This window comes from Pluralibacter gergoviae ATCC 33028 = NBRC 105706, from assembly GCF_001598855.1.
Classification (GTDB): Bacteria; Pseudomonadota; Gammaproteobacteria; order Enterobacterales; family Enterobacteriaceae; genus Pluralibacter; species Pluralibacter gergoviae.
Map to the genome: position 1 here is coordinate 285661 of NZ_BCZS01000002.1, position 24974 is coordinate 310634.

General features: G+C 61.2%; 18 protein-coding genes and 1 pseudogene. 7 read left to right on the forward strand and 12 right to left on the reverse strand.

What is annotated here, in order from left to right; genetic code table 11:
• Nucleotides 1–114: 114 nt before the first annotated feature.
• Nucleotides 115–1515: a cytochrome-c peroxidase gene (locus ENGE1_RS03780; protein ID WP_048273256.1), complete on the forward strand. Its 1401-nt coding sequence runs from the start codon at nt 115–117 to the stop codon at nt 1513–1515.
• 200 nt (nt 1516–1715) lie between these two features.
• Here ENGE1_RS03780 and treC read toward each other — a convergent pair whose 3' ends face one another.
• The 3 genes from treC to treR all read right to left on the reverse strand — a co-directional run bounded on the left by treC (nt 1716) and on the right by treR (nt 5917).
• Nucleotides 1716–3374 carry an alpha,alpha-phosphotrehalase gene (gene treC, locus ENGE1_RS03785; RefSeq protein WP_048254362.1) on the reverse strand — a complete coding sequence of 553 codons (1659 nt, stop codon included), beginning with the start codon at nt 3372–3374 and terminating at the stop codon, nt 1716–1718.
• 51 nt (nt 3375–3425) lie between these two features.
• The gene (gene treB, locus ENGE1_RS03790) at nt 3426–4844 is read right to left on the reverse strand and encodes a PTS trehalose transporter subunit IIBC (RefSeq protein WP_048254426.1); all 1419 of its coding nucleotides are present in this window, start codon (nt 4842–4844) and stop codon (nt 3426–3428) included.
• 125 nt (nt 4845–4969) lie between these two features.
• Complete coding sequence (gene treR / locus ENGE1_RS03795; protein WP_048254360.1) at nt 4970–5917, reverse strand: trehalose operon repressor TreR; 948 nt, start codon at nt 5915–5917, stop codon at nt 4970–4972.
• Nucleotides 5918–6074: 157 nt separating this feature from the next.
• Between treR and mgtL the strand changes: the two genes are divergently transcribed.
• From mgtL to ENGE1_RS03820, 6 genes are all read left to right on the forward strand, one after another.
• Entirely contained in the window at nt 6075–6128 is a 54-nt protein-coding gene (gene mgtL, locus ENGE1_RS29460) for a mgtA regulatory leader peptide MgtL (RefSeq protein WP_225823582.1), read from the forward strand.
• A gap of 148 nt (nt 6129–6276) precedes the next feature.
• Nucleotides 6277–8985 (forward strand): magnesium-translocating P-type ATPase, encoded by a 2709-nt coding sequence (mgtA, locus tag ENGE1_RS03800; RefSeq protein WP_048254359.1) that lies wholly within the window; start codon nt 6277–6279, stop codon nt 8983–8985.
• Nucleotides 8986–9101: 116 nt separating this feature from the next.
• The gene (locus ENGE1_RS03805) at nt 9102–11495 is read left to right on the forward strand and encodes a beta-N-acetylhexosaminidase (protein ID WP_048254358.1); all 2394 of its coding nucleotides are present in this window, start codon (nt 9102–9104) and stop codon (nt 11493–11495) included.
• A gap of 378 nt (nt 11496–11873) precedes the next feature.
• Nucleotides 11874–12746 carry a transporter gene (locus ENGE1_RS03810; RefSeq protein WP_048254357.1) on the forward strand — a complete coding sequence of 291 codons (873 nt, stop codon included), beginning with the start codon at nt 11874–11876 and terminating at the stop codon, nt 12744–12746.
• Between the two features lie 25 nt (nt 12747–12771).
• A complete protein-coding gene (locus ENGE1_RS03815) occupies nt 12772–14997 on the forward strand; it encodes a PQQ-dependent dehydrogenase, methanol/ethanol family (protein WP_080964547.1) in 2226 nt (741 codons plus the stop codon).
• Nucleotides 14994–16346 (forward strand): cytochrome c, encoded by a 1353-nt coding sequence (locus tag ENGE1_RS03820; RefSeq protein ID WP_043080687.1) that lies wholly within the window; start codon nt 14994–14996, stop codon nt 16344–16346. Before ENGE1_RS03815 ends, ENGE1_RS03820 begins: the two co-directional genes overlap by 4 nt.
• Before the next feature lie 75 nt (nt 16347–16421).
• Here the strand turns inward: ENGE1_RS03820 and ridA are convergent, their stop codons facing one another.
• The 9 genes and pseudogenes from ridA to ENGE1_RS03860 form a co-directional block, all read right to left on the reverse strand.
• Nucleotides 16422–16808 (reverse strand): 2-iminobutanoate/2-iminopropanoate deaminase, encoded by a 387-nt coding sequence (gene ridA, locus ENGE1_RS03825; RefSeq protein ID WP_043080686.1) that lies wholly within the window; start codon nt 16806–16808, stop codon nt 16422–16424.
• A 79-nt stretch (nt 16809–16887) separates the two neighbouring features.
• A complete protein-coding gene (gene pyrI / locus ENGE1_RS03830) occupies nt 16888–17349 on the reverse strand; it encodes an aspartate carbamoyltransferase regulatory subunit (RefSeq protein ID WP_043080685.1) in 462 nt (153 codons plus the stop codon).
• A 13-nt stretch (nt 17350–17362) separates the two neighbouring features.
• A complete protein-coding gene (gene pyrB / locus ENGE1_RS03835; protein WP_043080684.1) occupies nt 17363–18298 on the reverse strand; it encodes an aspartate carbamoyltransferase in 936 nt (311 codons plus the stop codon).
• A gap of 30 nt (nt 18299–18328) precedes the next feature.
• A pseudogene (locus ENGE1_RS29465) lies at nt 18329–18439 on the reverse strand (pyrBI operon leader peptide); the annotation flags it as partial.
• Nucleotides 18440–18566: 127 nt separating this feature from the next.
• Nucleotides 18567–20588, reverse strand: a complete 2022-nt coding sequence (locus ENGE1_RS03840) for an NADPH-dependent 2,4-dienoyl-CoA reductase (protein WP_048254353.1) — start codon at nt 20586–20588, stop codon at nt 18567–18569.
• Nucleotides 20589–20745: 157 nt separating this feature from the next.
• Nucleotides 20746–21546, reverse strand: a complete 801-nt coding sequence (locus tag ENGE1_RS03845; protein WP_048273255.1) for a gluconate 5-dehydrogenase — start codon at nt 21544–21546, stop codon at nt 20746–20748.
• A gap of 286 nt (nt 21547–21832) precedes the next feature.
• Nucleotides 21833–22714: a dihydrodipicolinate synthase family protein gene (locus ENGE1_RS03850; RefSeq protein ID WP_048254350.1), complete on the reverse strand. Its 882-nt coding sequence runs from the start codon at nt 22712–22714 to the stop codon at nt 21833–21835.
• Nucleotides 22715–22785: 71 nt separating this feature from the next.
• Nucleotides 22786–24165, reverse strand: a complete 1380-nt coding sequence (gene ygjG / locus ENGE1_RS03855) for a putrescine aminotransferase (protein WP_169804719.1) — start codon at nt 24163–24165, stop codon at nt 22786–22788.
• Nucleotides 24166–24423: 258 nt separating this feature from the next.
• Nucleotides 24424–24930 (reverse strand): PadR family transcriptional regulator, encoded by a 507-nt coding sequence (locus ENGE1_RS03860; protein ID WP_048254348.1) that lies wholly within the window; start codon nt 24928–24930, stop codon nt 24424–24426.
• Nucleotides 24931–24974: the final 44 nt, after the last annotated feature.

Genomic DNA, 24974 nt, shown 5'->3' on the forward strand with positions numbered 1-24974 from the left:
TTAACGACAAAATTGGCCTCTTTTCCCTCCTTTATCATCACCTCGTTCGGTAACGAATAGTTACATCTTCATCTCATACTCAGGGTCCATCACTCACTTCAGTGAGGAAAAATAATGAAAAAATTTACCCGTTTTGCCGCCATTGCCGCCTCCGGCGTCGTGGTCTGCTATCTCGGGCTGTCGGCCTACGTCTGGTATCACGACAGCCACCGCAGCCAGGAAGCCTCGGTACAGGCCTCCTCCAGCGAAGAGAACAATAAAGTGCTCGGCTTTCTGCGCGAGAAGGGCTGCGACTACTGCCACACGCCCTCCGCCGAGCTGCCTTTTTACGCCTCTTTCCCGGTGGCCAAACAGCTGATGAACTACGACATCCAGCTGGGCTACAAGTCCTTTAATCTGGAAGACGTGCGCGCCGCGCTGGTGGCGGATAAACCCGTTTCGCAGAGCGATCTCAACAAGATCGAGTGGGTCATGCAGCACGACACCATGCCGCCGACGCGCTATACCGCCCTGCACTGGGCGGCATCGGTCAGCGGCGAAGAGCGGGAAGACCTGCTCGGCTGGATAGCCAACCAACGGGAGCGCTACTACGCCAGTAAGGACATGGCGCCCGCGCACCGCAACGAGCCGGTGCAGCCGATTCCGGAATCGCTGCCGACTGACGCGCGGAAAGTGGCGCTGGGCTTCACGCTGTATCACGATCCGCGCCTGTCCGGCGACAGCACCATCTCCTGCGCCCACTGTCACGCCCTGAACGCGGGCGGCGTGGACGGCAGGAAAACGTCGATTGGCGTCGGCGGCGCGATTGGCCCGATTAACGCGCCGACGGTCTTTAACGCGGCCTTTAACGTTGAGCAGTTCTGGGACGGCCGCGCGCCCAACCTGCAGGCACAGGCAGGCGGGCCGCCGCTGAACCCTATTGAGATGGCCTCTAAGTCCTGGGATGAGATTGTCGGCAAACTCGACAAAGACCCGGTGCTGAAGGCGAACTTCGTCGCGGTCTACCCGGAGGGATTCACCGGGGATAGCATCACCGACGCAATTGCCGAGTTTGAAAAGACGCTAATCACGCCGAATTCGGCCTTTGATAAGTGGCTGCGCGGCGAGGAGAGCGCCATGACGGCGCAGCAGAAGCACGGCTATCAGCTGTTCAAGGATAACAAGTGCGCCACCTGCCACGGCGGGATCATCCTCGGCGGCCGCTCCTTTGAGCCGCTGGGCCTGAAGAAGGACTTCGACTTTGGTCAGATGACGGCGGCGGATATTGGCCGCATGAACGTGACGAAAGAAACGCGCGATAAGCTGCGTCAGAAGGTGCCGGGCCTGCGTAACGTGGCGCTCACCGCGCCGTACTTCCACCGCGGCGACGTTGCCACGCTGGATGAGGCCGTGAAGAAGATGCTGCGCTATCAGGTAGGGACAGACCTGCCCCAGAAGGATGTGGATGATATCGTCGCCTTCCTGCAGAGCCTGAACGGGGTGTATACGCCTTACGTTGTCGGCCAGCAGCAGTAACGCTGTGCCGCCTGACCGTCAATCGCGCTGAAAACCCTTAATGATGAACGCCTGCCGGTAAATCGCACTACCGGCGGGCGTTTGTCAGAAGAGCGGCGGCTATTTTTTCTTATTTTTTATCACGACATAGATTGCGATAAGGATAGCCGCTCCGTCAGGATCGCTGTAAAGGATGCCGTTAAGATATATAAAAGACGATTTTACGCACCGCGTATCCACCACGCGGCCTCAAAGGGCCGCAGCGTCATGGCGCAGGGCTGCCTGCAGGCGTCGTCATAGTTGCTCATCACCAGCACCCACTCGCCGCCCGTTTCCTCTGGCACCCACGTCTGTGGCTCGCGGCTCAGGTTCGCTGCGACGATCAGCGTCTGGTCCTGCCACCGGCGCCGGTAGCACCACAGCGACGGATGCTCAGGAAGCAGATCTTCGTAGCGGCCCAGGGTGAGCAGCGGCTCGCGCTTGCGCAGGGCAATCAGCCGCCGGTAGGCGTGAAAGACCGAATCTGGCGCGGCCAGCGCCGCTTCGGCGTTGACGCTCTCATAGTTCCGGCACAGGCCGATCCACGGCGTGCCGTCGGTAAAGCCGCCGTTAGCTTCGGCGCTCCACGGCATCGGCGTGCGGCCGTTGTCCCGGGACTTGCTGGCGAGGATCGCCATGAGCTCCCCGGCGTCCCGGCCCTGCGCCCGCAGTTCAGCGTACATATTGTGGCTTTCCACATCCCGGTAGTCGGCGATGGCGGTAAAGTGCGGGTTAGTCATCCCCAGCTCTTCGCCCTGATAGATATAGGGCGTGCCCTGCATACCGTGCAGCACCATCGCCAGCATTTTAGCGGACTGCACGCGATATTCGCCCTCGTCGCCGAAGCGCGAGACGATGCGCGGCTGGTCGTGGTTACACCAGAACAGCGCGTTCCACGCCGTGTTATGCATACCCTGCTGCCAGTGGCTGAACAGGGCCTTCAGCGCGACGAAATCCGGTTTTGCCAGCGTCCACTTTTCGCCGCCGGGATAGTCCACCTTAAGGTGGTGGAAGTTAAAGGTCATCGACAGTTCGCGGCCATCGAGGGCGGCGTACTGCCGGCAGTGCTCGAGCGTCGTTGACGACATCTCGCCCACGGTCATTAGCCCGCGCGGGGAGAAGACCTCGCGGCTCATCTCCTGCAGAAATTCATGCACGCGCGGGCCGTCGGTGTAGAAGCGGCGGCCGTCGCCCTGCGGATCGTCCGGGAAAGATTGATCTTTGGAGATCAGATTCACTACGTCGAGGCGCAGGCCGTCGACGCCGCGATCCGCCCAGAACTCGCACACCTTTTTAAGCTCACGGCGCACCGCCGGATTCTCCCAGTTGAGATCCGCCTGCTCCGGGGCGAACAGATGCAGATAGTACTGCTCGCTTTCCGGGTGCCACTGCCAGGCGCTGCCGCCGAACTTCGAGCGCCAGCCGTTGGGCCGCGCGCCCGACTTGCCGTCGCGCCAGATATAGAACTCGCGGTACGGGCTGTCCGGGTCCAGCGCCTCGCGAAACCACGGATGCTGGGTTGAGGTGTGGTTAAACACCATATCCAGAATAATGCGGATATTGCGCGCTTTCGCCTGCGCTACCAGTTCATCAAAGTCGTCCAGCGTGCCGTAGGCGGGGTCGATAGCCGTGTAGTTTGCGACGTCGTAGCCGTTGTCCACCTGCGGCGAAACGTAAAACGGCGTCAGCCAGATTGCGTCTACGCCGAGGGTTTGCAGATAGTCGAGCCGCCGGGTGACGCCCGGCAGGTCGCCGGTGCCGCTGCCGGTGGTGTCCTGAAAGCTTTTCGGGTAGATCTGATAGATGACGCCGTTCTGCCACCAGTGGGGAAGGTTGTTCATAAGACGGTCCTGGTCAATGAAATGCGGGGCGCGGGTGCGCCCCGAAATGCCTTACGCTGCCTGCAGCGTGCCCTGGCGCAGCTTGCGCTGGTAAACCGCGGAGGTCAGCACGATGGGGACGATAATGCAGATGGCCATCGCCGTGGTGTACACCTGCCAGAAGGTCGGCTGAATGGAGAGAATGCCCGGCAGGCCGCCGACGCCGATGCCGTTGGCCATCACGCCGCTGAGGCCGCACAGCAGGCCCGCGAGGCCGGATCCGACCATCGCGCAGAGCATCGGGAAGCGATACTTAAGGTTGATGCCGTACATCGCGGGCTCCGTGACCCCGAGATAGGCAGCGATCGCCGCCGGGACCGAGATTTCGCGCTCGTTCTTCTTGCGGCTGCAGATAATGATGCCGACTACCGCCGAGGCCTGGGCGATATTGGACAGCGCAATCAGCGGCCACACCGGGGTGCCGCCCATGCTCTGGATCATCTGCATATCAATCGCCAGCGTGGTCTGATGGACGCCGGTGATCACCAGCGGCGCGTACAGGAAGCCGAACAGCGCCGCGCCGATGGGGGCGAAGCTGCCGGTCATCAGGTGGCGCACCGCGAAGGCCACGCCGTCGCCAATCATCCGGCCAAACGGACCGATAAAGGCGTGGGCGAGGAAAACGGCGAGGATCAGGGAGCACACCGGCACCACCACCAGATAGAGATAATCCGGCACGATGCGCTTGAGGCGCGTCTCAATCATTCCCAGCGCCAGGCCCGCCAGCAGGGCCGGGATCACCTGCGCCTGATAGCCCACTTTTTCAATGGCGAACAGGCCGAAGTTCCACGCCTCGGGAATTTTGCTGCCCAGCTCGTAGGCGTTCATCAGCTGCGGCGACACCAGGGTGACGCCCAGCACGATACCGAGAATCGGCGTGCCGCCCATCTTCTTCACCGCCGACCAGCAGATGCCCACCGGCAGATAGAAGAAAATCGCCTCGCCGATAAGCCACAGGAAGTCGTAGAGGGTCTTCATTCCCGGATAGGTCTGGGCCAGGGTCTGGCCGCTGCTCATCGGCACGTCGCCGATGACGTTGCGAAAGCCGAGGATCAGGCCGCCGCTGATCAGCGCCGGCAGCAGCGGGAAGAAGATCTCCGCGAAGTGCGAAATCATCCGCTCGTGCCACTTCATATTCTGCCGCGCCGCCCGCTTCGCCTGCTCTTTATCGGCGGAAGCCTGGCCGGTGCTGGCCAGCAGTACTTTATACCAGTCGCCGACATCGGTGCCGATCACTACCTGAAACTGCCCGGCGTTGGTGAAGCAGCCTTTAACCATCGGCAGGGTGTCGATGCTTTTCGGGTCGGCCTTCGCCGGATCGTTAAGCACGAAGCGCAGACGGGTAATGCAGTGGCTGACGGTGGCGATATTATCGCGGCCGCCCACCAGCGCGATCAATCTGTCAATATCCTGTTGATTTACTTTGCTCATCATGAAGCCTCATGACCGTGAAGAGGGAAGGAGTAGCCTGAGTCGTAATCTATCCGCTTCCTGATATAGCGTGAATGGGAACGTTCCCGAAACCCGGCGACGATCACACTATTTCGTCGGGAGGGTCAGTTCAGCGCGGCGGGAATGACTATCTGGCGGGGCTTGCGGCGGCCGCCGATCTGTTCGATCAGCTGCTGCGCCGCCTGGCGTCCGGCCTCGCCGTAGCCGGGGTTGGCGGTGATGATCTCCGGGTGCAGGAAGGTCATCAGCGGCGTGCTGCCGACGCTCGCCAGCTGCAGGGTGTCGATGCGCTGCTCCTGCAGGTATTTACTGGCGCCCAGCGCCAGCGTGTCGGTAGCGCACAGCAGGGCGGTGGTATCGGGCGTCAGCACCCCGGCGACCGCATCGTAGCCCTGCTTCATGGTCAGGCCGGGCAGGGCGGCGGCGGGGGCAAGGCCGCGTTTTTTGCAAAACTGCAGGTAAGCCTCGTGGCGGCGCCTGCCGGTGGTTTCATCATGGTGCGGCGCGCCGAGAAAGCTGATGCGGCGGTGGCCCTCTTCGTACAGCCTCTGCATCAGCTGGGTGATGGCGCCCTTATCGTCGTAGCAGACCGAGGCAATACCTTTCGCGTCGCGGGCCAGCATCACCAGCATCTCCTGCCAGGGGGCAAGCATTTTCTGGCTGATGCCGCTAAAGCCGAACAGCACCACGCCGTCGACGTTGCGCCGCCGCAGCATCCCGAGATACTCGGCGACTTTTTCCGCGCTGAACTGGCTCTCCATCATGATCGGATCGTAGCCCTCGGCGTAGAAGGCGGGCAGCATGGTCTGTACGGCGAGGTTTTCCGACAGCGAATCGAGGCGGGTGACGATAATCGCCACCACTTTATCGCTCTGGCCGCGCATGGCCCGCGCCGAGCGCGACGGCGAGAAGCCGTGCTCGTTCATCACCGCCTCGACCCGCTCGCGGGTCTCCTGGCTGACGCCGCTTTCGTTGTTCAGCACCCGGGAGACGGTGGATTTCCCCACGCCGCTCAGGCGGGCAATATCTTTAATGGTCAGGCGGTTTGTCATTTCAGGTTCCGGGCTGCTGGCAATGTAAAGTGTGGGTCATCCTACTCAACCCGGACGCCTGCGGCAAAATCTTGTTGCAGATGCGTGCGGTATAGATACCGTTTAATCACCCGGCGTTATGATTTCACCGTTAACCAGTCCACTTACCGGAGGCGCAATGGATCCCGATCCCACTTCCCATCATCGATGGAGCAACATCTCTCTCCGGTAAGCCGCCCGTTCGCTGCCTTACCGGAGACGCGTGAGGCAGTGACGTCTTTCACGATGTCCCTGTTTTAAAAATAAGTACCTCAGGTACGCCTCTGGCGCGCCTGACAGTGACCCGCGATCGCCGGACGGCGAGCGCTGAGGGACTACATATGCTGAAAAATATTACCCGGCAGCTGCTCACGCAGCTTGGCCGCCGCTTACCGCGCCGTCTTATCGCCCGCGATCCGCTGCCCGATGGCAAAATCCTGGCCGGGGCGCCCATGCCGGAAACCCTGAGTCGGCGCTGCCTCGACGTTGCCGACATGGACGAACGCGAAATCTGGCGCGCGTTCAACAGCCACCCGGAAGGGCTTAACCCGCAGGAGGTTGAGGCCTCCCGCCAGGCGCACGGTGAAAACGTCATCCCGGCGCAGAAGCCCGCGCCCTGGTGGGCGCACCTGTGGCGCTGCTACCGCAATCCGTTCAACCTGCTGCTGACGCTGCTGGGCGTTATCTCCTACGCCACCGAAGATCTGTTTGCCGCCGGGGTGATCGCTCTGATGGTGGCGATAGCGACGCTGCTGAACTTTGTTCAGGAGGCGCGCTCCACCAAAGCGGCGGATGCGCTGAAGGCGATGGTCAGCAACACCGCCACCGTCCTGCGGGTCATCAACGATCTGGGCGAGAGCCGCTGGGTGGAGATCCCCCTCGACAGGCTGGTGCGCGGCGACATCGTTAAGCTGTCGGCGGGCGATATGATCCCCGCCGATCTGCGGGTGATCCAGGCCCGGGATCTGTTCGTCGCCCAGGCCTCGCTCACCGGCGAATCGCTGCCGGTGGAGAAAGTAGCCCGCAGCCGCTGCCCGCAGCAGAGCAATCCGCTGGAGCGGGATAACCTCTGCTTTATGGGCACCAACGTAGTGAGCGGCACGGCGCAGGCGATTGTTTTTGCCACCGCCGGCGAAACCTGGTTCGGCCAGCTGGCGGGCCGCGTCAGCGAGCAGCCGACGGAGGCGAACGCCTTTCAGAAAGGCATCAGCCGCGTCAGCCTGCTGCTGATCCGCTTTATGCTGGTGATGACCCCGGTGGTGCTGCTGATCAACGGCTATACCAAGGGCGACTGGTGGGAAGCGGCGCTGTTCGCGCTGTCGGTGGCGGTCGGACTGACCCCGGAGATGCTGCCGATGATCGTCACCTCGACCCTGGCGCGCGGGGCGGTGAAGCTGTCGAAGCAGAAAGTGATCGTCAAGCACCTCGACGCTATCCAGAACTTTGGCGCGATGGATATCCTCTGCACCGACAAAACCGGCACCCTGACCCGGGATAAAATCGTGCTGGAAAATCACACCGATATCTCGGGCAAAACCAGCGAGCGGGTGCTGCACTGCGCCTGGCTCAACAGCCACTACCAGACCGGCCTCAAGAACCTGCTGGATACCGCCGTGCTGGAGGGCGTGGACGAGGCCGAGGCCCGCACCCTTGCGCAGCAGTGGCAGAAGGTGGACGAGATCCCCTTTGATTTTGAGCGCCGCCGAATGTCGGTCGTGGTGGCCGAAGAGGCAGAGCAGCACCGTCTGATCTGCAAGGGCGCCCTGCAGGAGATCCTTGGCGTTTGTACCCAGGTACGCTTTAAAGGTGAAGTCATTCCTCTTGATGATGCCATGCTGCGGCGCATCGGCCGGGTGACCGATACCCTCAACCGCCAGGGACTGCGGGTGGTGGCGGTAGCGACCAAAACCCTGCCCGCCCGCAGCGGGGATTACCAGCGCGTCGACGAATCGGATCTGATCCTCGAAGGCTATATCGCCTTCCTCGATCCGCCGAAAGAGAGCACTGCCCCGGCGCTGAAGGCGCTGAAGGCCAGCGGCATCACCGTTAAAATTCTCACCGGCGACAGCGAGCTGGTGGCGGCGAAGGTGTGCCGCGACGTCGGGCTGGATGCGGGCGAGGTTATCGTCGGCAGCCAGGTTGACGCCCTCTCTGACGATGCGCTGGCGGCGCTGGCGAAAAGCACCACGCTGTTTGCCCGCCTGACGCCGATGCACAAAGAGCGCATCGTAACGCTGCTCAAGCGGGAAGGGCACGTGGTCGGCTTTATGGGCGACGGCATTAACGACGCTCCGGCCCTGCGCGCCGCCGATATCGGCATTTCGGTTGACGGCGCGGTGGACATCGCCCGCGAAGCCGCCGACATCATCCTGCTGGAGAAGAGCCTGATGGTGCTGGAGCAGGGCGTCATCGAGGGCCGGCGCACCTTTGCCAACATGCTCAAGTACATCAAGATGACCGCCAGCTCCAACTTCGGCAACGTCTTTAGCGTGCTGGTGGCCAGCGCCTTCCTGCCGTTCCTGCCGATGCTGCCGCTGCATCTGCTGATCCAGAACCTGCTGTACGATGTATCCCAGGTGGCGATCCCGTTTGATAACGTCGATGAAGAGCAGATCCGTAAACCGCAGCGCTGGAACCCGGCCGATCTCGGGCGCTTTATGATCTTCTTTGGGCCGATCAGTTCGATTTTCGACATTCTGACCTTCTGCCTGATGTGGTTCGTGTTCCACGCCAATACGCCGGAGCAGCAGACCCTGTTCCAGTCCGGCTGGTTCGTGGTGGGCCTGCTGTCGCAGACGCTGATTGTGCATATGATCCGCACCCGCCGCATCCCGTTCATCCAGAGCCGCGCCGCCTGGCCGCTGTGCGTGATGACCCTGGTGGTGATGGTCGTCGGCATTACGCTGCCGTTCTCGCCGCTGGCGCCGTATCTGTCGCTGCAGGCGCTGCCGCTGAGCTACTTCCCGTGGCTGGTGGCGATTCTTGCGGGGTATATGACGCTGACGCAGATGGTGAAAGGGATTTACAGCCGCCGGTACGGGTGGCAGTAGGGAGGGGGGCTGGAATGAGGGGACAGATGCGGAAACACGAATCCGCCCTTGACCCCCTAATTTCCGCGTGATACCTCAGTAGCTTGCATTTTTTGGCCCGTCATAAAGGAACTCTCATGCTAAAAACCGTGCGCTACAGCCTGCTGTCCACCGGACTGCTGCTGGCCGGTGCCGCGCTGGCGGCCCCCGCGGGCGATCTGCCCCTGATGCCCTGGCCCTCGCAGGTGGCGCGCCCCGCCGCTGAAGGGGCGCTGATCCTCAATAACACCCTTACCGTCAGCATCACCGGCGACGACCTCGGCGATGCCGCCGACCGTCTGCGCGGGCGCATCGCCCGCCAGACCGGCTGGGAGATGCTGCCCCAGCCGCCGGAGGTTAAAAACCCGACCATCGCGATCGTCATTGCGAAAAAGGTGCCGCCCGTGCCGCTCCCCGACAGCGACGAGCGCTATAAGCTGGTGGTCGATGAGAACGGCGTGAAGCTCACCGCGAATACCCGCTTCGGCGCTCTGCACGGCATAGAGACGCTGCTGCAGCTGATCCATAATGGTCCGAACAATACCGCCATCCCTTACGTCACCATCGACGACGCGCCGCGCTTCCCCTGGCGCGGGCTGCTGCTCGACCCCGCCCGCCACTTTCTGCCGGTTGAGGACATCAAGCGGCAGATTGACGGCATGGCGGCGGCCAAGCTTAACGTCCTGCACTGGCACCTGACCGACGATCAGGGCTGGCGCTTCGCCTCCACCCGCTATCCGAAGCTGCAGCAGCTGGCGAGCGACGGGCAGTACTACACCCAGGCGCAGATGAAAGAGGTGGTGCGCTACGCCGCCGAACGCGGCATCCGCGTGGTGCCGGAGATCGATATGCCGGGCCATGCCTCTGCCATCGCGGTGGCCTATCCGGAGCTGATGAGCGCTCCGGGCCCGTATCAGATGGAGCGCCGCTGGGGCGTGCTCAAGCCGGTGCTCGATCCGACCAAAGAGGCGACCTACGCCTTCGCCGAGGCGATGGTCAGCGAGCTGGCGGCCATTTTCCCCGACCCTTATCTGCATATCGGCGGCGATGAGGTGGACGACAGCCAGTGGAAAAATAACCCGGATATCCAGCGCTTTATGCGCGAGCACCGGCTGGCGGACAGCGGCGCCCTGCAGGCGTACTTTAACCGCCGTCTTGAAACCATTCTGGAAAAGCACCACCGCCAGATGGTGGGCTGGGATGAGATCTACCATCCCGACCTGCCGAAGAGCATCCTGATCCAGTCCTGGCAGGGGCAGGACGCGCTGGCCGAGGTGGCGAAAAACGGCTACCGGGGCATTCTCTCCACCGGCTTCTATCTCGACCAGCCTCAGTACACCGCCTACCACTATCGCAACGAGCCGGTGCCGCAGGGGCTGGACGGCGTGGACAATATTGGTGAGACGGAGAGCGCCCAGAGCTGGAGCTTCTCGATGCCGCGCCTCAAGGGCAGCCCGGTTACCGGCAGCTTCACGCTGGTGAAGGGCAAGGACGAGTGGCGCGGCTTTATCGACTTCAGCGGCAAAACGCGCCGCGCGGTGCAGGACATCGAGTGGCTGACGCCGGACCAGGTGACCTTCACCGTTGATAGCTGGATGGGCGAAACCCGGCCGGTGCTGAATATCCACGATGACCAGATTAAAGGCTACTTCCTGCTGGGCAATACCCGCTACCCGGTGACCGGCAGCAGCCTCGACGAGGTGCCGAAAGGCATTGCGCCGACGGTGCTCAGCGCGGAGCAGGAGAAAAATCTGCTCGGCGGCGAAGCGGCGCTGTGGAGCGAAAACGTGGTTGCCCCGGTGCTCGATATCCGCCTCTGGCCCCGCGCCTTCGCGGTGGCGGAGCGGCTGTGGTCGGCGAAGGACGTCAACGATACCGACAATATGTACCAGCGCCTGCAGGCCATCGACGGCTGGTCAACGGTCTCCGTCGGCCTGCAGCAGCATACCCAGCAGCTGGTGCAGTTCACCCGGCTGGCCAACGGCGGCGGAACGCTGCCGCTGCAGATCCTCGCCCAGGCGCTGGAGCCCGCCCACTACTACACCCGCCAGCACCTCAAGTTCCAGGCGGGCAACTACACCCAGCTTGAACCGCTGAACCGGCTGGCCGACGCCCTGCCGGCGGAGAGCAATACCGTGCGCGGCCTCGACCAGTGGGCGGATAACCTGATAAGCGATCCGGAGGACAACGAAAGCGCCGACGCCCTGCGTCACGTCTTCACCCGCTGGCAGAACAACACCGCCGACGTGATGCCGCTCACCGACGCCAGCTACCTGCTGTCCGCCATCAAGCCGGTGGTGCTGCAGGTGGACAAGCTGGCCGCGCTCGGCCTGCGCCTGACCGATCTGGTGGCGCGCCAGGGGACGCTGGATGACAAAGAGTATGCCTCCCTCCAGACCCAGCTGGACGAAGCGGCGAAAACCCAGGATGAGCTGGTGATTGCGGCGGTCTATCCGCTGGAGAAACTGCTGCGGGCAACGCGCATCGAGTGAGGATGTTTTCATAACTGCCGGGGCGAGGCCAATCTTCCCCCGGCCATCGCTTCACGCTGACACCCGCCGCTTTTCAGGCTGGCTCCCCCCACTTTCCCTTCCCCGACAGCTTCACAATGATTTTTATTGTGAGCTTTATCATCCAATGCGCGATCTCTTATGTATTGCGTTAATAAAAGGTGATAATTAGTGATACATATTTTTAATTTTTTGTTTTAAATGTGTATCACCATTTGGTGCGGTGAGCCAATTTCCACTCACCGCGCCCACCTTTTCTTAGGCGGGGATCGGCGGCTCATCGGCTCTTTTCTTCCGGGTATTCGTGCCATCAGATCCTGAGTAATAACACAAATATCAATAAGATAAGGTAAGGGTATTATGGCGGGAAAATATGGTAAGGCTCTGTTTGTCTGTCTGTTTTTCGGGTTCGGCAAGGTGGCGATGGCAATTGATTTTGATGCCGGAGATTACACCGCAATGCCGGAGGGGACCAACCTCGGGCTGCTCTACTATACCCATGCGAAAAGCGGCTCTTATTATGCGGGAGGTCAGCAGGTAAAACATGATACAAGTCTGACGCAGGACGTCTCTATTCTTCGTATGATTCACTTTACCACTATCGGCGGTTTTACTGTCGATCCGCAGTTCCTGCTGCCGTTCGGGCGCGTCCACGGCAGGATGAGCGGCAACAGCATGGGAACGGCGCACGGTGTCGGGGATTTGATTCTGGCGTCGACGCTGTGGCTTTACAACAACCCGTCTACCCGCACCTGGTTCGGGATCACCCCCTTTATCTATGTCCCTACCGGAAACTACAGCCATGACGATGCGCTGAACATGGGAGAGCACCGCTGGAAATATTCGCTGCAGGCGGCATTTACCACGCCGATTGTCGAAAATCTGCTTTTTGATATCGGGGCGGACGCCACCTGGTTTGGCGATAACAACAATTATGGGGCGTCATCCAGCCGGCTTTCGGAGGGCACCCTGTATCAGGGGCAGGTTCACCTGCGCTACCAGCTAACGCCGGCGTTCGATATCAGAACGTCTTACTCAAAGCTCTGGGGAGGCAACACTTCCGTAGACGGCATCAGCCAGGGCAAGCCGGGTGAACAGAAATACAGCGTCGGCGGGGCCTGGATGTTCGCGAGCAAAACGCAGCTCATGGCGACCTGGGGGCGCGATGCCAGCATAGATAACGGATTTAAGAACGAGAGCGTTTTTAATTTCAGAGTGATGCAAATGTTTTAAGGAAGCGTCACAGGAGCAATGAATCATGCGCAATATCATAAAAAAAGTGCGGGGATGCATCGCATTCATCGGCATTTTCACCTGCTTTCTCAGTACTATCGCATTTGCCGCCGCATCGGCACATGAGGACACCGGGCGTGAGATTATCAATGCGGATAAGCGGCCGCAGGACTGGCTGACCTACGGACGTACCTATTCAGAACAGCGCTACTCGCCGTTAGACAGCATTAACGAACGCAACGTTGGCCAGCTTAAAATCGCCTGGTATCAGGATTTTGACACGAATCGCGGCCAGGAGGGCACGCCGCTGGTGGTTGATGGCGTGCTCTATGCCACCACGAACTGGAGTAAGGTCCGGGCCTATAAAGCCGATACCGGCGAGCTGCTCTGGCAATACGATCCGAGAGTGCCGGGCGATACTGCCGTGAGAGGATGCTGCGATACCGTCAATCGCGGGGCGGCTTACTGGAACGGTAAGATCATTATCGGCACCTTTGATGGCCGGCTGGTCGCGCTGAATGCGAAAACTGGCCAGCCAGTCTGGGAGGTCAATACGATCCCGCAGGACGCGCAGCTGGGGGATGTCCGCAGCTACATCGTGGACGGCGCGCCCCGGGTGGCGAAAGGCGTGGTGATTATCGGCAATGGCGGGGCGGAATTTGGCGCCAGAGGTTTTGTCTCCGGCTTTGATGCCGAAACCGGTAAACTCCGGTGGCGCTTTTTCACGGTGCCCGCGCCTGATAATAAACCGGATCGTGCGGTATCCGATGGCCCGCTCTCAACGCTTGCCTACAAAACATGGGGGCCGGGCAACTGGGTAAAATCCGGGGGCGGCGGTACGGTGTGGGATGCCATTACCTACGATCCGCAAACCGATCTCGTCTATATTGGCGTCGGCAACGGTTCGCCCTGGAACTATAAACTGCGCTCCGGCGGCGTTGGCGATAACCTCTTCCTCGGCAGTATCGTCGCCCTGCGCCCCGAAACCGGGGAGTATGTCTGGCACTTCCAGGAGACGCCGCAGGATCAGTGGGACTTCACCTCCACGCAACAGATCATGACCGCCGACATACTGCTGGATGGCAAGCCCCGCCACGTGGTGATGCACGCCCCCAAAAACGGCTTTTTCTATATTCTGGATGCGAAAACCGGCAAGTTTCTCTCCGCAAAAAACTACGTGGACGTTAACTGGGCGAAGGGCGTCAATCCGCAGACCGGACGTCCCAATACGGTTCCTGAGGCGCTCTATTCGCTGACCGGCAAGCCCTGGCTGAGTTTTCCGGGAGACTTAGGCGGCCACAACTGGCAGCCGATGGCCTACAGCCCTAAAACCGGCTATGTCTATATTCCGGCGCAGCAAATCCCGTTTAATTATGTCCCCGGCACCGACAGTAACATGAAGTCAAAGGGCCTGAACCTCGGTCTTGATATGTCAAAAATTGGCGCGCCGGATGATGCGAAAGTGAAAACGCAGTTTGCCGGGCTGCTGAAGGGCTGGCTGATCGCCTGGGATCCGGTGAAGCAGGCGCCGGCGTTCACCGTCGATCATCAGGGGCCGTGGAATGGCGGCGTTCTGGCGACGGCGGGCAATCTGGTTTTCCAGGGGCTCACCAACGGCTTGTTTAATGCCTACGATGCCCGGACCGGTAAACAGCTGTGGCAGATCCCGCTACAGAGTGCGGTGATGGCCGCGCCGATCGCCTACGCCGTCAACGGCAAGCAGTATATCGCGGTAGAGGTAGGCTGGGGCGGCATCTACCCCCTGTTAATGGGCGGCATGGCGCGCACCGGCGGCTGGACGGTCAATAAATCGCGTTTAGTGGTCTTTTCGCTGGATGGCGATAAGCAGCTGCCGCCGGTGAATAAAAAAGGCTTTCTGCCGGTGAAGCCGCCGCACGATTTCGACGCGGCGCAGGCGAAAGCGGGTTACGCCCACTATATGGATTACTGCGCGGCCTGCCACGGCGACAACGGTGAATCGGGCGGCGTCTTGCCCGACCTTCGCTGGTCAGGCGCCATTCGCGATCCGGACGCGTTTTATCGCGTGGTCGGAGACGGCGCGCTGACGGCTTACGGCATGGTGGGCTTTAAGGATGCCATGACGCCGCAGCAGATCGAGACGATTCGCCAGTTCCTGGTCGGACGCGCCGGTGCGACCTACGATCGGGAAGTGAAAGCCCGCGAGAATCAGCAGCAGATCCCCGGCCAGATAATCATTGGCCCTGATTTTTCTCAGGGAGGTGTGCAATGAGGCGCCTTCTCTTTACCCTGACTCTCCTCAGCCTGACGTCGGCCGGCGCCGCGCTGGCGGACGATGAACAGCAGCTGATTCAGAAAGGCGAATATCTGGCGCGGGCCGGGGACTGCGTCGCCTGCCATACCCGCATTCACGGTAAACCTTTCGCCGGCGGGCTGGCCATTAAGTCCCCGGTCGGGGTCATTTATTCCACGAACATTACCCCCGATAAGCGCGACGGTATTGGCGCCTATACGCTGGATGAATTCAGCCAGGCGGTACGGCGCGGTATTCGCAAGGACGGCTCCGCGCTCTATCCGGCGATGCCCTATCCGAGCTACTCCCGGCTCAGCGATGACGATATTGCCGCCCTGTACGCCTACTTTATGCATGGCGTGAAAGCGGAAGCCGTCGAAAATAAAGAGGCGGACATCCCCTGGCCGCTGTCGCTGCGCTGGCCGCTGAGCCTGTGGCGCATGACCTTCGCACCGGATGCCGCGCCTTTCGATGCCAGCAAGTATCCCGATGCTACCGTCGCCAGAGGCGCCTATCTGGTGCAGGGCTTAGGGCACTGCGGCTCCTGCCATACGCCGAGAGGCTTTGCCCTTCAGGAGCAGGCGCTTGATGAGACGCAGGGAGAGGCGTGGCTGGCCGGTGGGTCGGTCATCGACGGCTGGTCGGTTCCCTCGCTGCGCGGGGATAACGATAACGGGCTGGGGCGCTGGTCTGTCGGGGAACTGGCCCACTATCTTAAAACCGGGCGTACCGATAACACTGCCGCCTTTGGCGCGATGAGCGATGTTGTCAGCTGGAGTACCCGATACCTTACCGATGCCGATCTTCATGCGATGGCGCGCTATCTGAAAACCCTTCCTGCCGGGCCGTCGCCGGCAGAAAAAGCCGCTCCCCCGCCGGCTGCGGTTGCCCGGGCCGGGGAGCAGGTTTATATGGATAACTGCGCGATGTGTCACGGCCGTCAGGGGGAGGGCATCGCCCGCATGTTCCCGAAGCTGAGGCAAAACTCGGCGGTAACTGGGCCGCTGCCTGATTCGCTGGTAAAGATCATTCGCGAGGGCGCGACCCTGCCCGCTGACAACTGGGCGCCCTCTACGGTCAGTATGCCCGCCTATGCGAACACGCTGAGCGCACAGCAGACCGCCGATCTGGTTAACTATTTGCGCAGCGCGTGGGGCCATCGCAGCGCCGCGGATATCACCGCGCGCGATGTTGAGAAGATGGCGGCCGCGCACGGAAGCGGCAACGATAATACGACGGGCTGGCTGATGATGGAGGCGCAGCCTTACGGCAAGCACTGGACCTTCCAGATGGAAAGCCACGCCGAGGCGCAAGATCCGGCGAAATAGCGCGCCGGTCGTCGGGACGCGAAACCACACTCTCTGGCCGCAGGCCAGGGAGTGTGCCGCTAAGGAGACGGGGCGTTAGCGACGGACCGCAATCGCCTCGATTTCAATCTTCACGTCTTTCGGCAGGCGGGCCACTTCCACGCAGGAGCGTGCCGGGAAGCTGGCGTTGTGCTCGGTGAAGAAGGCTTCGTAAGTGGCGTTCACGGTGGCGAAATCGTTGAGATCTTTAACGAAAACGGTGGTTTTCACGATATCGCCCACTTTCAGACCGGCGGCCTCAACAATAGCCTGCACGTTTTCCAGCGACTGGCGGGCCTGGGCGGCAATGTCGTCGGCAACAGCGCCGGTTTTCGGATCGACCGGGATCTGGCCGGAGGTAATGATCATGCTGCCGAGGTCAACGCCCTGCACGTAAGGACCAATGGCTGCCGGTGCCTTTTCTGTCGCGATACTTTTGCTCATTATTTTCTCCTTGATGACAGTAGGTTATTGATTAAGGTACCCGGCCATTATAGGAGGCCGGGGATCCGATACAACCTAATTAGTTCGCCAGCACCACGTTATGAGAAAACGCCTTCTCGCAGTATTTGCATTTCAGCGCAATATCCTGCTCGCGCTTTTTAACGCTGAAGCTCGACGCCACCGGCTCGGCGTGGCTGATGCAGTTGCTGTTCGGGCAGACCAGCACGCCGTCGATGCGCTCCGGCAGCGCCGGGCGGGATTTGCCGACCACCTCGTAGTTATCGATCCGGTTTACCGTCGCCTGCGGGGCGTACAGCGACAGCTGGTTGACCTGCTCGTCGGTGAGGAAGGTATTTTCGATCTTAATCAGATCCTTACGGCCCATCTCGCCGGAGGGCAGGTTGAGGCCGATGGTAATACGCTGATCGGTTTCGGTCAGCTTGAACAGGGTCAGCAGCTTAAAGCCGACCTGGGCCGGAATGTGATCGATGACGGTGCCGCGCTTGATGGCTTCGACCTGCAGTTTATTATCGTGCGTCATTGTTGTTTCCCCCTTACAGAGCCAGATCGCGGTTAAGAACCAGTGCCAGGAGCGCCTGGCGGGCGAAGATGCCGTTGCCCGCCTGCTGGAAGTACCAGGCGTGCGGCGTCTTATCGACATCGGTGGTGATCTCGTCGATGCGCGGCAGCGGGTGCAGCACCTTCATGTTGCCGCGCGCGCCTTCCAGATCGGCGGCGCGCAGGACGAACTGCGCTTTGACGTTGGCGTACTCGGACGGATCCAGGCGCTCTTTCTGCACCCGGGTCATGTAAAGAATATCCACTTCGCCCATCACCTCATCAAACGAACCGTGCAGGCTCCAGGCGATGCCCTTCTCGTCGAGCATATCGAGGATGTACTGCGGCATCGCCAGCGCGTCCGGGGCGATAAAGTAGAAGCGGTTGCCGTTAAATTTCGCCAGCGCCTGGGTCAGGGAGTGGACGGTGCGGCCATATTTCAGGTCGCCGACCATCGCCACGTTGAGGTTTTCCAGCCGCCCCTGAGTTTCCTGAATGGTAAACAGATCCAGCAGCGTCTGGGTCGGATGCTGGTTGGAGCCGTCGCCGGCGTTGAGCACCGGCACGCCGCCGGAAAACTCGGTCGCCAGGCGCGAGGCGCCCTCCTGCGGGTGACGCATCACGATGGCGTCCACGTAGGTGCTGATAACAGAGATGGTGTCGGCCAGGGTCTCGCCTTTTTTGCCAAGCGACGTGTTGGCGCTGTCGGAGAAACCGACCACGCTTGCGCCGAGGCGGTGCATGGAGGTCTCAAACGACAGGCGGGTGCGGGTCGATGCCTCAAAGAAGCAGCTGGCAATGACCTTATGCTTAAGCAGCTCCGGCTGCGGGTTAGCTTTCAGTTTTGCGGCCGTAGCCAGCACCAGTTCAAGGTCTTCGCGGCTGAGATCGTTTATTGAGATGATGTGTTTGTGATACAGCGGATTAGCCATGTCTATCTCCTGACGCCAGGGCAAAAAAAAGCCCCTTTTAAAAAGGGGCTTAAGAATTTGGGAATGCAGCGGAAAGAAAAACGGCAGGCCGGCGTCTGCTTTCAGACGCGGTAAGACAGAATGTCGAACGCTATTGACCATACTTCCTCCCGGCAAATCGACGGCGATTATACGCAGCCAGCGGCGACGATCAAGCGATTATTTAAGCAGCGGCTATCGTTTGCGCGCGCTCCCTGCGCGGCAGGATTGAGCAGGCCAGCCGCCGCGATTAAATCTCCAGCGCCAGCCGGGTGCCCTGGGCAATCGCCCGCCGGGCGTCCAGCTCGGCGGCCACATCGCAGCCGCCGATCAGGTGCAGCGGCCTGCCGGCGGCGCGCAGCGGCTCCGCCAGCTCGCGCCTCGGCTCCTGGCCCGCGCAGAGGATGACGTTATCCACCGCCAGCAGCTGAGGCTCGCCGTCAATGAATACGTGCAGGCCGGCGTCGTCGATCTTCTGATAGCTGACCGCCGGGATCATTTTCACGCCGCGCGCCAGCAGGGTAGTGCGGTGGATCCAGCCGGTGGTTTTCCCCAGTCCGTCGCCGGGTTTGCTGGCCTTGCGCTGCAGCATCACTATCTGGCGCGGGCTTTTCGGCTGCTGCGCGCCCCCGGGCCGCAGGCCGCCCGGCTGCCGCAGGCTGGTATCAATCCCCCACTCGGCGCAAAACTCGGCGATATTCTGGCGGGTGGCGTCCCCCGACTGGCTCAGGTACATCGCGGTATCGAAGCCGATGCCGCCGCAGCCGATAATCGCCACCCGCTCGCCGACCGGCTTTTTATCACGCAGCACATCGAGATAGGTCAGCACCTTCGGATGCGTAATGCCCTCAATGGCGGGCAGGCGAGGCTCAATGCCGGTGGCGAGAACAGTCTCGTCGAAGGCGGCCAGATCTTCCGCGCCGACCCGCTGGCCGAGCCGCAGTTCGACGCCGGTCAGCTCCAGCATACGGCGGAAGTAGCGCAGGGTTTCATAGAACTCCTCTTTGCCGGGGATCTGCTTGGCGATATTAAACTGGCCGCCTATTTCTGCGGCAGCGTCGAACAGCGTCACGGCGTGGCCGCGCGTCGCCGCGTTGACGGCGAACGCCAGCCCCGCCGGTCCGGCGCCGACCACCGCCAGCGCCTTTTTGCGCGCCGCCGCCCGCAGCGGCATTTTGGTTTCGTGGCAGGCGCGGGGGTTGACCAGGCAGGAGGTCACTTTTCCGGCAAAAACCTGGTCCAGGCAGGCCTGGTTGCAGCCGATGCAGGTGTTGATCTCGTCGGCGCGGCCGCTCTGCGCCTTGGAGAGCAGCTCGGGATCGGCGAGAAACGGCCGCGCCATCGACACCATATCGGCATCGCCGCGGGTGAGAATATCGTCGGCCACCTGCGGATCGTTGATGCGGTTAGTGGTAATAAGCGGTATTGAGACATGGCCCTTTAGCTTGCGGGTCACCCAGCTGAACGCGCCGCGCGGCACCGCCGTGGCGATGGTCGGCACCCGCGCTTCGTGCCAGCCGATGCCGGTATTGATAAGGGTGGCGCCCGCGGCTTCAATCGCCTGCGCCAGCTCCACCACCTGGTCAAAATCGCCGCCGCCCTCCACCAGATCGAGCATCGACAGGCGGTAGATAATAATGAACTCTTCGCCGACGCGGCTGCGCACGGCGCGCACTACCTCAACGGCAAAGCGCATGCGGTTGGCCCAGCTGCCGCCCCAGCGGTCTTCGCGCCGGTTGGTGCGCGCGGCGAGAAATTCGTTAATCAGGTAGCCCTCCGAGCCCATCACCTCCACGCCGTCGTAGCCCGCCTCCTGCGCCAGCCGGGCGCAGCGGGCGAAGTCGTCAATCAGCGTCACGATCTCCTCATCGCTCAGGGCCTGGGGCGCAAAGCGGTTAATCGGCGCCTGGATCGCGGAGGGCGCCACCGGATTGGGCTGGTAGCTGTAGCGGCCGGTATGCAGGATCTGCAGGGCGATTTTGCCGCCGGCCTGGTGCACCGCGTCGGTGACCGGGCGGTGGTGCGCCAGCTGGCTGGCGTCGTTGAGCACCGCGCCGCCCGCCATCGTCACGCCGGAAAGCGCGGGCGCCACGCCGCCGGTGACAATCAGCGCCACGCCGTGGCGGGCGCGCTCGGCGTAAAAGGCCGCCAGCCGCGCCGTACCGTCCGGACGCTCCTCAAGTCCGGTGTGCATCGAGCCCATCAGCACGCGATTTTTCAGGGTGGTAAACCCCAGGTCGAGGGGGGCAAACAGCGACGGATAGCTCATCATTCTCTCTTCCGGTATGTAAAATAATTGTTATGTGGTCCGATGAGTTTACTGTAGCGATCGCGCGGCAAAAGGGAAAAGGGGCGTGCGGTGATTGTGATGGGAGTCAAAGATTAACGCTGAGGGGCAGCGCCACCCGCGGGGCGTGGCGCTGAAGGTCTTACGGCTGCTTGCCAATATAGGCCAGAATGCCGCCGTCAACGTACATGACGTGGCCGTTGACGAAATTCGAGGCGTCTGAGGCGAGGAAGATCGCCGCCCCGGCGAGATCGTCAGGATTGCCCCAGCGCCCGGCGGGCGTTTTGGAGACGATAAACTGATCGAACGGATGGCGGCTGCCGTCGGCCTGCGGTTCGCGCAGGGGAGCGGTCTGCGGGGTGGCGATATAGCCGGGGCCGATGCCGTTACACTGAATGTTTTGCCCGCCGAATTCAGCGCAGATATTTTTGGTCAGCATCTTCAGGCCGCCCTTGGCGGAGGCGTAGCCGACCACGGTTTCGCGGCCCAGCTCGCTCATCATCGAGCAGATATTGATAATCTTGCCGTGGCCCTTTTTAATCATCGACGGCAGGACGGCCTTTGCCATGATGAACTGCCCGGTAAGGTCAATATCAATGATTTTGCGGTAATCGGCCGCCGTGGTTTCTAACATCGGTTTACGCTGAATGATGCCGGCGTTATTGACCAGGATATCAATCACGCCGACTTCCTCTTCAATGCGCCTGATGTGCTCAGCCACCGCCTGCTCGTCGGTAATATCGAAGAGATAGCCGCGGGCATGAATTCCCGCTTCGCGGTAGGCCCCCAGCCCTTTATGCAGATTCTCTTCTACCACGTCATTAAAGACGATGGTCGCGCCTGCGCCGCTGAGCGCTTTCGCAATCTCAAAACCGATGCCGTAGGATGCGCCCGTCACCAGGGCAACTTTATCTTGCAGAGAAAACAGCGTAAGAAAAGACATTCTGACTCCAGTCAATGGTATTCGTCGTTATTGTTAATTTAAAAAATTACCGCCGGTGATGTGCTGATGGCGCGCAGCGGCCTGTCGTTTAACCCTCAGTGGCCGAAAGAACATAACAAACGCAGGGTCTCTGTACAGTGATCGTAATCACGCAAAGTGAATAATTAAAACTATGTTTCATTTTTAGTGAAAGAGGGTTGTGAGACGCTGCCTTACGCTGCGGCGGTCTGGAGAGCGGGCAAGAGACGTTAAATACAAGCAGGCTCCGGGAAGCCTGCCGTGCCACCTAACTTAGCAGTCCCGTCGCCAGAAAGGTTTCCAGCGCGCGGCGATCTTCACCGCCGATGGCCTGCAGCGGGAACGGTAGGGCGGGCGCGGCGGCGACGCCCATGATCTCCGCGGCGGCGGCCACCACCCGCAGGCTGCCGTGGGCATCAAACAGCGCCCACAGCGGCGCCAGCGCCTCTTCACCGCGCGGATCGCCGCGCCGGGCGGCCCGCGTCATCGCCAGACAGACCCGGGGAAACAGCCCGCCGAGTACCGAAAACCAGACGTCAAATCCGGCCTCCAGCGCGGCGGGGGACTGCCTGTCGCCGCTGACGCCGAGCGCGACGCCTGCAGGCAGGCGCGTACGTAATTCGGCGGCAAACCCGGCTTTATCCGCCGGGAGGCGGTTGAGCTTGACCGCGCCGATGCCGGGCAGGCGCGCGACCTGGGTAAGCAGCTCGTCGCTGAAGGTAAACCCGGTGGTCGGGACGTTTTCATAGACGCACAGCGGAACGGAGAGGGCGGCAGTAACGCGCTCGTAAAGGCGAAAGGCTTCGTCCTGGGTCGGCGTCTGGTAGCTGACCGGCGCGAGCATCACCCCGCTGACCCCCGCGCGCTGGGCGTCGTCGGCCAGGTACAGGATGTCATCAAGGCGCAGAGCGCCGATGCTGACCATCACCGGCGTGTCGCCGGCGTTCTCCACCGCGAGGCGGGTAATGCGGGCCCGCTCTTCGCGGGTCAGGTAGGCGTAGCTGCCGGTTGAGCCGAGTACGCCCAGGGCATCTACCCCGGCATCGGTAAGCCTGGCCAGCAGCGCCGTAAAGGCGGCTTCATCAATGTACTGGTCGCGCAGCGGGGTCAGCGGGAAGGCGCAGAGTCCCTGAAAAAGGTTCTTAGGCATGGCGGTCCTTGAGCGATAAAAAAACAAAGCCCGGCGATAGTGGCTATCACCGGGCTTTCAGACGACTATCTTCAGGCCTGCTCCACGGAGACCCTGAGGGCGGCCAGCGCGGTGCGCGCGGCTTTCAGCACCTGTTCACACTGCTCGATGGTCAGCGTCAGCGGCGGTTCAACGCGGATGGTTTTGGCATTGTTGAGCGTACCGGCAACCAGCACCTTCTGGCGGAACATTTCGCTCGCGAAGGTATAGCCGATTTCGTTATCAACAAACTCTATCGCCATCAGCATCCCCTTGCCGCGCGCTTCCTGGATAAGATCCGGGTATTCGCGCGCCAACTGGCGGAAGCCGTCCAGCAGCATGTCGCCTTTCTGCTCCGCCTGGGCGGGCAAATTTTCTTCCAGCAGCAGGTTGATGGTCGCCAGCGCCGCCGCACAGGCCAGCGGGTTGCCGCCGAAGGTGGTGGTGTGCAGGAACGGGTTATCGAACAGCACCGAGAACACCTCTTCCGTCGCCACCGTGGCGCCAATCGGCATTACGCCGCCGCCGAGCGCCTTCGCCAGGCACAGGATGTCCGGATGGACGTTTTCGTGTTCGCAGGCGAACATTTTGCCGGTACGGCCCATGCCGGTCTGCACCTCGTCGAAAATCAGCAGGGCGCCGAACTCGTCGCACAGCTTACGCACTGCGGGGAGATAGCCCTGCGGCGGCAGGATCACGCCGCCTTCACCCTGAATAGGCTCAAGGATCACCGCCGCGACGTCATCGCCGGTCTTCTTACATTCGCTCAGCACGCTGCGCATGGCGCTGATATCGCCAAACGGCACGTGGCGGAAGCCCGGCAGCAGCGGCATAAACGGCTTGCGGAAGGTGGATTTGGCGGTGGCCGACAGGGCGCCCAGCGATTTGCCGTGGAACGCGCCGCTGGTGGCAACGAAGGTAAATTTACCGCGCGGAGCCTGGTAGGCTTTCGCCAGCTTCAGCGCCGCCTCAACCGATTCGGTGCCGCTGTTGCAAAAGAAGCTGTACTTCAGTTTGCCGGGCGTCAGCGCCGCCAGGGTCTTAGCCAGCATGGCCCGCAGCGGGTCAAGCATTTCCTGGCTGTGAAGCGGTTGTTTATTGAGCTGATTCTGTACGGCGGATACCACTGCTGGATTACGGTGCCCCACGTTAAAGATGCCGAAGCCACCCAGGCAGTCAAGGAACTCCTGCCCCTGGGTGTCGACAAGCGTATTGAGACCTCCCGCCTGCCATTCTACGGCTCCGTAATCCCCGCCGGCGGTTACAGATTTGCGATACTCAAGAAACCCCGGATTCACATGTTCTTTAAAGTACTCTCGCACCTCCTGATTGAGGGCTTTCATCTCATCATGGTCAAGCTCGCGCTTTTCAATGAGGTTCAGTGCGTGTGCGCTGCAGGCTAACGCCGAGGCGCTGGAAGGTAACCTGTTCAAAATATTCTCCTTGCCATCGCGTATCACATGATACTGATTTAAGTATTGCAGGGTTTACGCCAGTGAGAAGGGGGGCGATAAAATCGGGATAAACGCCAGGATGAAACATCAAGACACAGTATTTTATCATTTTGAGAACATTCTGCTGCGTGTTTACTCCTGCAGCCGCTAGCGGGGGACGTTCACTATTTTGAACGGTTTGCCTCATTCTGGTGCGCAAATGCACCAGGATGAGGCATCAGCAGAATATACGGTGCATCACTCCAGGCGGGAAATGGCCATTGCGGCCCGATCGATGATGGTGATGATTTTTTTTAGCTGTGCGTCGTCGATGGGGCGGTGGTTGATTCGCAGATCGAGTACGGCTTTAAAATTCTCCAGCGCCCGCTTCATCTGCGGATCCTTGCGCAGCGCGTGGCCAACCTGCTTTGCCTGCAGGCGCTGGGCTATCAGGTCAAGCTGCGGGCGGTTCTCGTCCAGCACCCGGCGCCCCTCTTCGCTGATGGCGATGCGCTTGCGCCCGCCCTCTCCAACGTCAATGGTCACCAGCGCCTGATCCTGCAGCAGTTCGAGCGTCGGATAGATAACGCCGGGACTGGGGCTGTAGTGGCCGTGGGTCAGGCCCTCTATCTCTTTAATCAGCTCATAGCCGTGGCTGGCGCGACGGTTGAGAAGCTCCAGCAGCACCAGCCGCAGCTCTCCGTGTCCAAAGAAGCGCTGGCGGCGGGAGCCGTGGCGGTCGGCGGTTACGTCATGCTGTTTCATGGGAAAACTCTCTTATATAGATATATCTAATCTATATCTAAAAG